The organism is Streptomyces milbemycinicus (genome assembly GCF_002154605.1).
Classification (GTDB): domain Bacteria; phylum Actinomycetota; class Actinomycetes; order Streptomycetales; family Streptomycetaceae; genus Streptomyces; species Streptomyces milbemycinicus.
Genome location: NZ_MUNE01000104.1, coordinates 1 through 12,821 on the forward strand (window position 1 = coordinate 1; position 12,821 = coordinate 12,821).

The window sequence follows — 12,821 nt, forward strand, 5'->3', positions numbered from 1 at the left end:
TCCTGAAGGCCGTACGGGGCGCCGAGGTCACCCGGTAGACGTCGTAGACGCCCTCGACGCCCCGTACGGCCTTCAGGACATGGCCCAGGTGCTTGGGGTCGCCCATCTCGAAGGTGAAGCGCGAGGTGGCGACCCGGTCGCGGGAGGTCTGTACGGCGGCGGACAGGATGTTGACGTGCTGGTCGGACAGCACGCGTGTGACATCGGACAGCAGCCGGGACCGGTCCAGGGCCTCGACCTGGATGGCGACCAGGAAGACGGAGGACTGGGTGGGCGCCCACTCGACGTCGAGCATCCGCTCCGGCTGCTGGGAGAGCGAGTCGACGTTGACACAGTCGGCGCGGTGGACGGAGACGCCGCTGCCGCGGGTGACGAAGCCGATGATGGGGTCGCCGGGCACGGGCGTACAGCAGCGGGCCAGCTTGACCCATACGTCCTCGACGCCCTTGACCACGACGCCCGGGTCGGCGCTGGAGCGGCGCTTGCCGCGGCCGCGGATCGGCGGCGCGGTCTCGGCGATGTCCTCGTTGGCCGCCTCCTCGCCGCCGAGGGCCTGCACTAGCTTGCCGACGACGTTCTGCGCGGAGACATGGCCCTCGCCGATGGCCGCGTACAGCGAGGAGATGTCGGGGTAGCGCATCTCATGGGCCAGGGTGACCAGCGAGTCGCCGGTCAGAATCCGCTGGATCGGCAGGTTCTGCTTGCGCATGGCCCGCACGATGGCGTCCTTGCCCTGCTCGATGGCCTCGTCGCGGCGCTCCTTGGAGAACCAGGCGCGGATCTTGTTACGGGCGCGCGGGGACTTGACGAAGCCCAGCCAGTCCCGGGACGGACCGGCCCCGGGCGCCTTGGAGGTGAAGACCTCCACCAGATCGCCGTTGTCCAGGGTCGACTCGAGCGGCACGAGCCGCCCGTTGACCCGGGCCCCTATGGTGCGGTGGCCGACCTCGGTGTGCACCGCGTACGCGAAGTCCACCGGGGTGGCCCCGGCCGGCAGCGCTATGACATCGCCCTTGGGCGTGAAGACGAAGACCTCGTTACGGGACAGGTCGAAGCGCAGCGACTCCAGGAACTCGCCCGGGTCCTCGGTCTCCTTCTGCCAGTCCAGCAGCTGCCGCAGCCACGCCATGTCGTTGATGGCGTCGTCCTTGCCGGCCCGCTTGGGCACGTCGGTGCGCACCTTGGAGGCGCCGGCGACGGCCTCCTGCTTGTACTTCCAGTGCGCGGCGATGCCGTACTCGGCGCGGCGGTGCATATCGAAGGTGCGGATCTGCAGCTCGACCGGCTTGCCGCTGGGCCCGATCACCGTCGTGTGCAGCGACTGGTACATGTTGAACTTGGGCATCGCGATGTAGTCCTTGAACCGCCCGGGCACCGGGTTCCACCGCGCGTGGATGGTCCCGAGCGCCGCGTAGCAGTCGCGGACGGTGTCGACGAGCACCCGGATGCCCACCAGGTCGTAGATCTCGGCGAAGTCGCGGCCGCGCACGATCATCTTCTGGTAGACCGAGTAGTAGTGCTTCGGACGGCCGGTGACGGTCGCCTTGATCCGGGCCGCGCGCAGATCGCCCTGGACCTGGTCGGTGACGACGGCGAGGTATTCGTCCCGCTTGGGGGCGCGCTCGGCGACCAGCCGCACGATTTCGTCGTACATCTTGGGGTAGAGGATCGCGAAGGCGAGGTCCTCCAGCTCCCACTTGATCGTGTTCATGCCCAGGCGATGGGCGAGCGGGGCGTAGATCTCCAGCGTCTCGCGGGCCTTCTTCTCCTGCTTCTCCCGCTTGAGATAGCGCATGGTGCGCATGTTGTGCAGCCGGTCGGCGAGCTTGATGACCAGGACGCGCGGGTCCTTGGCCATGGCGACGACCATCTTGCGCACGGTCTCGGCCTGCGCCGCCTCGCCGAACTTGACCTTGTCCAGCTTGGTGACGCCGTCCACGAGCAGGGCGACCTGATCGCCGAAGTCGCGGCGCAGGGTGTCCAGGCCGTACTCGGTGTCCTCGACGGTGTCATGCAGCAGACCGGCCATCAAAGTGGCCGGATCCATACCCAGCTCGGCCAGGATCGTGGTCACCGCGAGCGGATGGGTGATGTACGGATCGCCGCTCTTGCGCTTCTGGCCGCGGTGCCAGCGCTCGGCGACCTGGTACGCCCGCTCGATCTGGCGCAGGGTCGAGGCGTCGGCCTTGGGGTCGTTGCCGCGCACGATGCGCAGCAGCGGCTCCAGGACGGGGTTGTACGGGCTGGAGCGCTGCACACCGAGGCGGGCGAGCCGGGCGCGGACCCGGTTGGAGGAGCCTGCTCTGGGGGTGGGGCTCTGCAGCGGGCGGGAGGCCGGCGCGGGGCGTGAGCTGCTTGTACGCTCCGCCGGGGGGCGCGGCGCGGAGGGCTCCGGCCGAGGGGGCGCCTCACTGTTCTTGGGCACCTCAGGGGCCGCCGTGGACTTGGCGACGGCGGTCGGCTCTGCCGGTTGCGCGGCGGAGAGCGGCTGGGCCTCGTCTGGCAAGGGCACTCCTCAAGCGGTCCGGGCCTCAAAGAGGCCAGGATGCCATGGTATCGATCCCGCCACTCCACTCGCCTCCCGGCAGCCCCACGGACCCCTACAAAGCGGCTTCGCCTCCGGGCGCTCGGGTCCTCTGTCGACGGCGCTCGTCGCACGGTCGCTCGTGCCTCGCTCCCTCCTCCTCGCCCCTTTCGACAGCCGCGCGCCCTTTGGCTCAGCCGCTGGCATACGTGAGGGTGGGGAACCCTGGTGACGCGGGCTCCCCACCCTCAGGCGATGGCACAGCTCAGACCGTGATCAGGGCCTCCAGGGGCGCGCGGTCGAGCACCGGGAGAAGGCGGCTGCGGCCCTCGAGAAAGCCGAGCTCCAGCAGCACCGCGACCCCGGCGACCTCGGCACCGGCACGGCGGATGAGCCGCAGCGACGCCTCGGCGGTGCCGCCGGTGGCGAGCACATCGTCGATCACCAGGACCCGGTCGCCGGGCACCAGGGCGTCGGTGTGGATCTCGATCTCCGCGGTGCCGTACTCCAGCTCGTACGCCTGGCCGAGAGTCGCTCCGGGGAGCTTGCCCGCCTTGCGCACGGGTACGAAGCCGATCCCGGCGCGCACCGCGGCCGGGGCGGCGAGGATGAAGCCGCGCGCCTCCAGGCCCACGACCTTGGTGGCGCCGTGCCTGGTGCACAGCTCGGCGAGTGCGTGGGTCAGCGCTCCGAAGGCCGTGGCGTCGGCCAGCAGCGGGGTGATGTCCTTGAACATCACCCCCGGCTTCGGATAGTCCGGCACATCCAGGATCCGGCTGAGCAGCAGCCCGCGCAGCTCCTCGCCGTCGAGGCCGCCGAGCGCGGGGTCGGTCGTCCCGGCGCTCATCGGCGCTTCCCTGACGGTCGGCCACGGCCCCGGCCGCGCGAGGTCGGCTGGCGGCGCTGGCCCGCACCCGCCGCAGCGGGGGTGGGCTCGTCGCCGTCCTCGGCGCGCGGCTGCGGGGTGACATCCTGCGGCTTCTGCTCGGCATCGGAGTCCGAGTCGGCCTTGGCCGCGGCGGAGGCGCGCTTGGCGCGCACCCGCTTGGCCAGGGCCTTCATCTGCGGGTCGCGCTCCTTGAGGTCGGCCACCAGCGGGGTGGCGATGAAGATCGAGGAGTACGCACCGGCCGCGAGGCCGACGAACAGGGCCAGCGAGATGTCGTTGAGCATGCCCGCGCCCAGCGCCCCGCCACCGATGAACAGCAGCGCGCCGACCGGCAGCAGCGCCACGACCGTGGTGTTGATGGAGCGCACCAGGGTCGAGTTGAGGCTGCGGTTGGCGATCTCGCTGTACGTGAAGCGGGTCTGCTTGGTGAGGTCCTTCGACGCTTCCTTGAGACCGTCGAAGACGACGACGGTGTCATAGAGCGAATAACCGAGGATGGTCAGCAGACCGATCACGGTGCCCGGGGTGACCTCGAAGCCGACCAGCGCGTACACCCCGACCGTGATGGTGAGGTCGTGGATGAGCGCGATCAGTGCGGCGAGCGCCATGCGCCACTCGAAGGCGATGGCGAGATAGATCACCACCAGGACCATGAAGATCGCCAGACCCTGCCAGGCCTTGTTGGCGATCTCCTCACCCCAGCTGGGGCCGACCAGCTGGGTTTCGATCTCGCTGGTCTTGACGTCCAGCTCCTTGGCGAGCTTCTCCTGGACCGGCAGCGCCTCCTTGGTGCCCAGCTCGCTGATCTGGATCCGCAGCCCGCCACGGCCGAGCTCCTGGACGACCGCGGTGTGGCCGCCGGACGCAGACTCCGCCACCTCGCGCGCGTGGGAGGCCGACACGCTGGTCTTGGGGGTCTCGAAGACCGCTCCGCCGGAGAACTCGATGCCCAGGTTGAGCCCGCGCACCGCCAGGCCCACGATCGCCGTGATGGTGATCAGTATCGAGATGCCGTACCAGATCTTCCGCTTGCCGACGAAGTCGTAGCCGACCTCGCCTCGGTAGAGCCTGGCGCCGAGAGTGCCGAGTCGCGACATCTCACGCCTCCTTCGGGTCGGCGGGGGCGGTGGCGGTGGTGCGGCGGCTGCGGCGCAGCGGCGGCTTGGCGCCCAAACGCCGCGGATCCAGACCGGACCACGGGTGACCGCTCGCGAAGAACTTACGCCGGGCGAGGATCGTCATCAGCGGCTTGGTGAACAGGAACACCACCACAACGTCCAGCAGCGTGGTGAGGCCCAGGGTGAAGGCGAAGCCCTGCACCTTGCCGACCGTCACGATGTAGAGCACCGCGGCCGCGAGGAACGACACGAAGTCGGACACCAGGATGGTGCGCCGGGCACGCGGCCAGCCGCGCTCGACGGCCGGACGCAGCGTGCGGCCCTCGCGGATCTCGTCCCTTATGCGCTCGAAGTACACGATGAAGGAGTCGGCCGTGATACCGATCGCGACGATCGCACCACAGACGGCCGGCAGGTTCAGCGCGAAGCCGATGCCCGGGCCGAGCAGCACCATGATCGTGTAGCTCAGAACGGCGGAGACCGCCAGGCTGGCCAGGGCGATCAGCGCCAGACCCCGGTAGTAGACGACCAGGTAGACCACCACGAGCGCGAGGCCGATGGCGCCCGCGATCAGACCGGCCTCCAGCTGCTCACCGCCGAGCGCGGCGGAGACGGTGGTCTCGTCCGCGATGTCGAACGACAGCGGCAGCGCGCCGTAGGACAGCACGTTGGCCAGGTCCGAGGTGTTCTTCTGGTCGAAGTCAGGGCCGGAGATCTGGGCCCGGCCGCCGACGATGGACTCGTCGACCCTGGGGTCGGAGTAGACCTCGCCGTCCAGGACGATCGCGAACTGGTTCTGCGGCGGCTGCTGCTTGGCCAGCTCGCCGGTCACCTTGGCCCACTTCTTGCCACCGCTGCCGGTGAAGTTGAGCTCGACGATCCAGCCCCCGCCGCCCTGGCTGTCGTAGACGGACGCGGCGTTCTTGACGTCGGTGCCCTCCACCTGGGACGGGCCGAGGATGAACTTGCGCGAGCCGTCCCGGTCACAGGCGACGACGGAATCGCTCGGCTTGGCGCCTGCGGCCTTCTCCCGGGCCTTGGCCCGGTCCGCCGGGGTGGTGCACTCCAGGTCCGCGAGCTGCTTGGTCAGATCGTCGGCCTTGGAGGACTCGCCCTTGGGGGTCTCGGTCGCCTTGGGCGTCTCGCTCGCCTTGGGGCTCTCGGAGGCGCTGGGGCTCTCCGAGGCGCTGGGCGTCTTGTCGGCCTTCAGGCCCTCGGAGACGGCCCGCCCCTGGCTGCTGCTGGAGGCGCTGGATGCGCTCGGGGTACCGGTCGCGCCCGTGGCGGTCGGGGTGGACGACGCCTTGCCCTTGTCGTTGCTCTTGCCTGTGCCGGTCGCGGTCGGCGTGGGGCTGGCGGTGGGCTTGGTCTTCTTGCCGTCGGTGTAGGTCACCACCGGGCGGAAGTAGAGCTGGGCGGTGGTGCCGACCTGCGTACGGGCCTGTTTCGCATCCATCCCCTTGGGGATGTTCACGATGATGTGCTTGTCGCCCTGCGTCTGGACCTCGGCCTCGGACACACCCAGACCGTTGACCCGCCGCTCGATGATGTTGACGGCGGTGTTCATGTTGTCCGAGTTGATCGCGTTGGGCTTGCCCGGTTGGTTCTTGGCCTCCAGCGTGAAGCTGGTGCCGCCCGCCAGGTCGATGCCCAGCCGTGGCTTGGTGTGACCGGAGATGAACATCCCCGCGGTGAGCGCCACGATGGCTACCAGGATCGCGACCAGGGCGCGCCCGGGCCTGCCCTGTGACCCGGAGGACCTGCGGCCCTTCTTCGGTGCTGCCACCTTCTCGTAATCTCCCTGTCCAACCGCCCGGCATCGGGTGTGCGCCGGGCGGCCACGAAGTCTTGTGGGACGAACCCCCGCCGGAGCCTAGACCGTCCGGGAACCGCGGCGCGCCGAGCGGTGGCGCGCCACGGTTCCCGGAGCGGTACTACTTGGCGTCGGCGTCGTCGTCCCGCTTGTCCTCCTTCGGCGCGTCGGCCGCGGCCGACGGCTTGCTGAGGTCGGTCTTCTTGTCCTCGTCCGCCGCCTCGGCGTCAGCCGTCTCGTCCTCGGCCTCGGTGAGCGAGGAGGCGTCGTCGGGGACGACAGGGGTGTCGTCGGCAGCGTCGGCAGCCTCGTCGGAGTCCTCGGGGTCGATCCCGTGCACGATCCGGTTGTACTCGGCGTCGTCGAGGACGGCTCCCACCGCGTTCTTCGCGTAGAAGGCGTGCACGCCGGGAGCGACCTCGAGGAGGACCGCGTCCTCGTGGACCTCCTTGACCGTGGCGTACATACCGCCGATGGTCCGCACACCGGTGCCCGGCCCCATCTGGTCACGCATGTTCGCGGCCTGGCGCTGCTTGTTCTTGGCCGACCGGGTCATCAGGAACATGGCCCCGATGAGCACGATGAACGGCAGGAGAGTCATATACACGGGACGGAAATTCCTTCACACGACCGCGGGGACGCGGCCTGGACTATGGGGTGGTCATGCCGCACCGGTCACGGACGGCATACGAACGGCATCGGCGGAGTCTAAGCGAGCCCGCGCCTATGGAACAACGCCCGGCGCGGCATGTGGGTTCCTCACCCGACCATAATCGGCTATCAGCCGTCTCAGGCCGCTCAGCTCCCGTCTCCAGCCTCCTCAGCCTCTTAACCCTCTTCAGCCCTCGAAAAGTCCCTGCTGGGCCGCGCCGCCCTGCTGCGGCGGGGTCAGCCCCAGGTGGGTCCAGGCCGCGGGCGTGGCGATCCGGCCCCTGGGCGTACGGGCCAGCAGCCCCTCACGGACCAGGAAGGGCTCGGCGACCTCCTCGACCGTCTCCCGCTCCTCCCCCACCGCGACCGCCAGGGTCGACAGCCCGACCGGGCCGCCGCCGAACAGCTTGAGCAGGGCGGTCAGCACCGCGCGGTCCAGCCGGTCCAGGCCACGGCCGTCCACGTCGTACACAGCCAGGGCGCGGGCCGCGATCTCGCGGGTGACCACGCCGTCCGCCTTGACCTGGGCGTAGTCCCGCACCCGGCGCAGCAGCCGGTTGGCGATACGCGGGGTGCCGCGGGAGCGCCCGGCGATCTCGCCCGCGCCCTCCGCCTCGATGACGACGTCCAGCAGCCCGGCGGAGCGGTGGATGACGCGCTCCAGCTCGGCAGGCGCGTAGAACTCCATATGGCCGGTGAAGCCGAAGCGGTCACGCAGCGGGGGCGGCAGCAGCCCGGCCCGGGTGGTGGCGCCGACCAGGGTGAACGGCGGCAGCTCCAGGGGGATGGCGGTGGCGCCGGGGCCCTTGCCGACGATCACATCGACGCGGAAGTCCTCCATCGCCATGTACAGCATCTCCTCGGCGGGCCGCGACATGCGGTGGATCTCGTCGAGGAACAGCACCTCGCCCTCGGCGAGCGAGGACAGGATCGCGGCGAGGTCGCCGGCGTGCTGGATGGCGGGGCCCGAGGTGATCCGGATGGGGGCGCCCATCTCGGCGGCGATGATCATCGACAGGGTGGTCTTGCCGAGGCCGGGCGCGCCGGAAAGCAGCACATGGTCGGCCGTCGCGCCGCGCTGCCGGGCCGCCTTGAGGACCAGGTCCAGCTGCTCGCGGACCCGCTCCTGGCCGACGAACTCGCCCAGGTCCTTGGGGCGCAGCGCGGCCTCGACCGCCTGGTCCTCGCCGTCGGCGTCGGCGCCCACCAGCCGGCCGGTGCGGGCGTCGTCGGCGGTGGCCGGTGCGGTCTCGTCCCAGTTCACGAAAGTCTCGCCTCGCGATGTCGTATCGGGCAGTGCGGCCGGGCGCACGGGGCGGTCGCCGGGCCGGGGGCAGTGTCTGCGGGGCGGCCTGCGGTCAGCGGGCCCGGTTCAGGGTCTGCAGGGCGGCCCGCAGCAGCTGCGCCACCTGCGGGCTGCCGCCCGCGGCCACGGCCGCCTCGGCCTGCGGGGTGACGGCCGCGACCGCGTCCTCGGCCTCCCTCGGCGCGTATCCGAGGCCGACGAGCGCGGTGTGCAGCTGATCGCTCCAGCCCGGGGCGGGGGCGGCCGGCCCGGCGGGGCGGCCCACCGGCTCGCCGAGCCGGTCCTTGAGCTCGAGCAGCAGCCGCTGCGCGCCCTTCTTGCCGATGCCGGGGACGGCGGTCAGCGATTTCTCGTCACCGGTGGCGACGGCGAGCCGCAGCGCGTCGGGCGAGTGGACGGCCAGCATGGCCTGGGCGAGCCTGGGGCCGACGCCGCTGGCAGTCTGCAGCAGCTCGAAGATCTGGCGCTCGTCGTCGTCCGCGAAGCCGTAGAGGGTGAGCGAGTCCTCGCGGACCACGAGGGAGGTGGCCAGCCGGGCGGGCTGGCCGACGCGCAGCCCGGACAGCGTGTTGGGAGTGCACTGGACGGCCATGCCGACCCCGCCGACCTCGACGACGGCGATGTCCGGGCCGACGGCCGCGATCGGGCCGGAGACGAACGCGATCATGAAATACGGCCTTTCGTGGTGCGGTGGGCGGCGACGGCCTGCTGGAGCCGGTTCATCGCGGGCGCCCGCCAGATGTGGCAGATGGCAAGCGCCAGCGCGTCGGCGGCGTCGGCGGGTTTCGGTGGGGCGTCGAGCCGCAGCAGCCGGGTGACCATCGAGCCGACCTGCGCCTTGTCGGCGCGCCCCGACCCGGTCACGGCCGCCTTGACCTCGCTTGGCGTGTGCAGCGCGACCGGCAGTCCCCGTCGGGCGGCACAGAGCATCGCGACCGCGCTCGCCTGGGCGGTGCCCATGACGGTCTGCACATTGTGCTGGCTGAACACCCGCTCCACCGCCACGACTTCGGGCCGGTGGGCCTCCAGCCACTCCTCCAGGCCGCGCTCGATCTCGACGAGGCGATCGCCGATCGGGGCGTCCGCCGGAGTCCGTATGACGCCGACCCCGATCATCCGCAGCGGTCGGCCCGCGACCCCGTCGACCACGCCGACACCGCACCGGGTCAGCCCCGGGTCCACGCCCAGCACCCGCACCGCGCCCCTCCCCATCGCCGCTGTCCCAGCCTTCTCTCGGCCGTCGATCTCGGCCTTCGATCACCTGCTCGGCAGACTAGCGGCAGCCACTGACAGCGACGGGCCGGTGGGGTGTGTGTCCCCGCCGGCCCGTGTGCCGCTGGTGTTGCCTCAGGCGTCCACCTTGGCCATGACCTCGTCGGAGACATCGAAGTTGGCGAAGACGTTCTGCACGTCGTCGCTGTCCTCCAGCGCGTCGATCAGCTTGAAGATCTTCCGCGCCGCCTCCTCCTCCAGCTGGACCTGCATGGTGGGCACGAAGTTCGCCTCGGCCGAGTCGTAGTCGATGCCCTCCTTCTGGAGCGCGGTACGGACCGCGACCAGGTCGGTGGCCTCGCTGATCACCTCGAAGGACTCGCCGAGGTCGTTGACCTCCTCGGCGCCCGCGTCCAGCACCGCGCCCAGCACGTCGTCCTCGGTCAGCTCACCCTTGGGGACGATCACCACGCCCTTGCGGTTGAACAGATACGAAACCGAACCCGGGTCCGCCATGGACCCGCCGTTCCGCGTCATGGCGACACGCACGTCGGAGGCGGCGCGGTTGCGGTTGTCGGTCAGGCACTCGATGAGCACCGCGACACCGTTCGGCCCGTAGCCCTCGTACATGATCGTCTCGTACTCGGCGCCACCCGCCTCGAGCCCCGCGCCGCGCTTGACCGCGCTGTCGATGTTCTTGTTCGGCACGGACTGCTTCTTCGCCTTCTGGATGGCGTCGAAGAGGGTGGGGTTACCGTCGGGGTCGGCGCCGCCGGTACGGGCCGCGACCTCGATGTTCTTGATGAGCTTGGCGAAGAGCTTGCCGCGCTTGGCGTCGATCACGGCCTTCTTGTGCTTCGTCGTAGCCCATTTAGAGTGGCCGGACATCCGCCTGTCTCCTTCGCGTAACCCATTGCTGTACGAACGCCTGAGATCCTACCGGGACGGCGTCATCCCGCCGACCTCACGATGTCCACGAACAACGCGTGTACCCGGTGATCGCCGGTCAGTTCGGGGTGGAACGACGTCGCGAGCACATTCCCCTGCCGCACGGCGACGGCGTGGTCCCCGTATGTCGCGAGCACGTCGACCCCCGCGCCCACGGACTCGACCCACGGCGCCCGGATGAAGACGCCCTCGACCGGGCCGCCCTCGACGCCCTCGACCTCGATCGCGGCCTCGAAGGACTCGTTCTGGCGGCCGAAGGCGTTGCGGCGGACGGTCATATCGATGCCGCCGAAGGTCTCCTGGTCGTCCCGGCCGTCGAGGATCTTGTCCGCGACCATGATCATGCCCGCGCAGGTGCCGTACACCGGCATGCCGGCACGCACCCGCTCCCGCAGCGGCTCCAGCATCCCGAAGATCACGGCGAGCTTGGACATGGTGGTGGACTCCCCGCCGGGGATCACCAGCCCTTGGACCTCGGCGAGCTCCTCGGCCCGGCGGACCGGCCGGGCCTCGGCGCCGGCCGCGGCGAGCGCGGTGAGGTGTTCGCGGACATCGCCCTGAAGGGCGAGCACTCCGATGGACATAAAACCTCTCGGGACGGAGCGGGAAAGAGGCGGACGGCCCGCGCGGGCCGTCCACCGGCAAGCGGTCGGCTCGATACCAGCTGGTCCGTTACCAGCCGGTCCGTTACCAGCCGCGGTTGGCGTAGCGCTCGCCCTCGGGGAGGGTGTCGCAGTTGATGCCGACCATGGCCTCGCCCAGGTTGCGGGAGACCTCCGCGATGACCTTGGGGTCGTCGTAGAAGGTGGTGGCCTTCACGATCGCGGCGGCGCGCTTGGCCGGGTCGCCGGACTTGAAGATGCCGGAGCCCACGAAGACGCCCTCGGCGCCGAGCTGGCGCATCAGCGCGGCGTCGGCCGGGGTGGCCACGCCACCGGCGGAGAACAGCACGACCGGCAGCTTGCCGAGCTCGGCGACCTCGGCGACCAGCTCGTACGGGGCGCGCAGCTCCTTGGCCGCGGCGTACAGCTCGTGGTTGTCCAGGCCCTTGAGCCGGGCGATCTCGCCCTTGATCTGGCGCATGTGGCGGACCGCCTCGACGACGTTGCCGGTGCCGGCCTCACCCTTCGAACGGATCATGGCCGCGCCCTCGGCGATACGGCGCAGCGCCTCGCCCAGGTTGGTGGCGCCACAGACGAACGGCGTGGTGAAGGACCACTTGTCGCTGTGGTTGACCTCGTCGGCGGGGGTCAGGACCTCGGACTCGTCGATGTAGTCCACGCCGAGGGCCTGCAGCACCTGCGCCTCGACGAAGTGCCCGATCCGGGACTTGGCCATCACCGGGATGGAGACCGCGTTGATGATCCCGTCGATCATGTCCGGGTCGGACATACGGGCCACGCCGCCGTCCTTGCGGATATCGGCCGGGACGCGCTCGAGGGCCATGACCGCGACGGCGCCCGCGTCCTCAGCGATCTTCGCTTCCTCGGGCGTGACGACGTCCATGATCACGCCGCCCTTGAGCTGCTCGGCCATGCCGCGCTTGACGCGCGCGGTGCCGGTCTCCGGGGTCTGGGGCGTGCTGGCGGGCGTGATGGACACGTTTGACCTCACTCGATGATGAATGTGTGATGAGCCCATCGTAGGGCCGTTCGATAGACAAAAGCCGCCCGGGTGCTCCCCGGACAAGGGCCAATCGCAGGCCAGTGGCCTCAGCTCCCCGGTGTCGGCCCCTGGCGTCGGCCCCCGGTCTCAGCCCAACCGGCCTCAGCCCACCCGGGCCGCGAAGGCCGCCGGAGGCTCGTCGTCCATCTCGAAGGCCATAGGGAACGGCGCATGGCCCGCGAGCCGGAACCAGCGCACCTTGCGGTGCCGACGCAGCGCCCGCGCCGCGCGCACCGCGTCGTTGTGGAACCGCCGGGCCATCGGCACCCGCCGCACGGCCTCCGTCAGCTCACCCAGCGCCGCCTCGCCCCCCGGCGCCTCGCGCACCACGTCGACCTGGGCATCCTCCGCGAACACCGCGCGCAGCGCCTGGCTCAGCTCGCTCTCGGCGACCTCGCGCTGCTCCTCCTCCGCCTGCCGCGCCGCGTGCGCTGCCTGGTACAGCACGATCGAGGACGCCGGATCCAGCACCCCGGCAGTGGCCAGCTCCTGCGCGACCGAGGCCCGGCGCAGCAGCTGTGCGTCGAGCGCCGCCCGCGCCGCGTCCAGCCGGCTGTGCAGCCGGTCCAGCCGCCCGGCGGTCCAGCTCAGATAGACGGCGACAAAGACCAATACGACCGCGATCCAGATCAAAGTGGTCACGCCGCGCCACGCTACCGCCTACGACGCAAACCCCCACCCACCCACCCCCGGAC

The 12,821-nt window shown here is 70.5% G+C and carries 12 protein-coding genes; all 12 read right to left on the reverse strand.

Going from position 1 to position 12,821, the window contains the following annotated elements; genetic code table 11:
- The coding region (locus tag CCN51_RS09425) for a RelA/SpoT family protein (RefSeq protein ID WP_107425950.1) at window positions 1-2,506 on the reverse strand (2,506 nt) is incomplete at its 3' end.
- A gap of 283 nt (window positions 2,507-2,789) precedes the next feature.
- Complete coding sequence (locus CCN51_RS09430) at window positions 2,790-3,371, reverse strand: adenine phosphoribosyltransferase (RefSeq protein ID WP_014174991.1); 582 nt, start codon at window positions 3,369-3,371, stop codon at window positions 2,790-2,792.
- Window positions 3,368-4,510: a protein translocase subunit SecF gene (gene secF, locus CCN51_RS09435; protein WP_014174992.1), complete on the reverse strand. Its 1,143-nt coding sequence runs from the start codon at window positions 4,508-4,510 to the stop codon at window positions 3,368-3,370. The genes CCN51_RS09430 and secF overlap by 4 nt, the downstream gene beginning before the upstream one ends.
- 1 nt (window position 4,511) lies before the next feature.
- A complete protein-coding gene (gene secD / locus CCN51_RS09440) occupies window positions 4,512-6,317 on the reverse strand; it encodes a protein translocase subunit SecD (protein ID WP_014174993.1) in 1,806 nt (601 codons plus the stop codon).
- 148 nt (window positions 6,318-6,465) lie between these two features.
- Window positions 6,466-6,945: a preprotein translocase subunit YajC gene (gene yajC / locus CCN51_RS09445; protein ID WP_014174994.1), complete on the reverse strand. Its 480-nt coding sequence runs from the start codon at window positions 6,943-6,945 to the stop codon at window positions 6,466-6,468.
- A 237-nt stretch (window positions 6,946-7,182) separates the two neighbouring features.
- A complete protein-coding gene (ruvB, locus tag CCN51_RS09450; RefSeq protein WP_014174995.1) occupies window positions 7,183-8,259 on the reverse strand; it encodes a Holliday junction branch migration DNA helicase RuvB in 1,077 nt (358 codons plus the stop codon).
- Window positions 8,260-8,353: 94 nt separating this feature from the next.
- A complete protein-coding gene (gene ruvA, locus CCN51_RS09455; RefSeq protein WP_014174996.1) occupies window positions 8,354-8,968 on the reverse strand; it encodes a Holliday junction branch migration protein RuvA in 615 nt (204 codons plus the stop codon).
- Window positions 8,965-9,498 carry a crossover junction endodeoxyribonuclease RuvC gene (ruvC, locus tag CCN51_RS09460; protein WP_014174997.1) on the reverse strand — a complete coding sequence of 178 codons (534 nt, stop codon included), beginning with the start codon at window positions 9,496-9,498 and terminating at the stop codon, window positions 8,965-8,967. The genes ruvA and ruvC overlap by 4 nt, the downstream gene beginning before the upstream one ends.
- Before the next feature lie 150 nt (window positions 9,499-9,648).
- Window positions 9,649-10,401 (reverse strand): YebC/PmpR family DNA-binding transcriptional regulator, encoded by a 753-nt coding sequence (locus tag CCN51_RS09465; RefSeq protein WP_014174998.1) that lies wholly within the window; start codon window positions 10,399-10,401, stop codon window positions 9,649-9,651.
- A gap of 62 nt (window positions 10,402-10,463) precedes the next feature.
- Window positions 10,464-11,045: a pyridoxal 5'-phosphate synthase glutaminase subunit PdxT gene (pdxT, locus tag CCN51_RS09470; protein ID WP_014174999.1), complete on the reverse strand. Its 582-nt coding sequence runs from the start codon at window positions 11,043-11,045 to the stop codon at window positions 10,464-10,466.
- Window positions 11,046-11,148: 103 nt separating this feature from the next.
- Window positions 11,149-12,063: a pyridoxal 5'-phosphate synthase lyase subunit PdxS gene (pdxS, locus tag CCN51_RS09475; RefSeq protein WP_014175000.1), complete on the reverse strand. Its 915-nt coding sequence runs from the start codon at window positions 12,061-12,063 to the stop codon at window positions 11,149-11,151.
- Window positions 12,064-12,228: 165 nt separating this feature from the next.
- Window positions 12,229-12,768: a membrane protein gene (locus CCN51_RS09480; RefSeq protein ID WP_043486418.1), complete on the reverse strand. Its 540-nt coding sequence runs from the start codon at window positions 12,766-12,768 to the stop codon at window positions 12,229-12,231.
- Window positions 12,769-12,821 lie beyond the last annotated feature (53 nt).

Bases quoted from the DNA above. Each gene is read 5' to 3' on its own strand.
- ruvA (WP_014174996.1), bottom strand. From the start codon at position 8,968: ATGATCGCGTTCGTCTCCGGCCCGATCGCGGCCGTCGGCCCGGACATC.
- CCN51_RS09430 (WP_014174991.1), bottom strand. From the start codon at position 3,371: ATGAGCGCCGGGACGACCGACCCCGCGCTCGGCGGCCTCGACGGCGAG.
- CCN51_RS09465 (WP_014174998.1), bottom strand. From the start codon at position 10,401: ATGTCCGGCCACTCTAAATGGGCTACGACGAAGCACAAGAAGGCCGTG.
- pdxT (WP_014174999.1), bottom strand. From the start codon at position 11,045: ATGTCCATCGGAGTGCTCGCCCTTCAGGGCGATGTCCGCGAACACCTC.
- secF (WP_014174992.1), bottom strand. From the start codon at position 4,510: ATGTCGCGACTCGGCACTCTCGGCGCCAGGCTCTACCGAGGCGAGGTC.
- yajC (WP_014174994.1), bottom strand. From the start codon at position 6,945: ATGACTCTCCTGCCGTTCATCGTGCTCATCGGGGCCATGTTCCTGATG.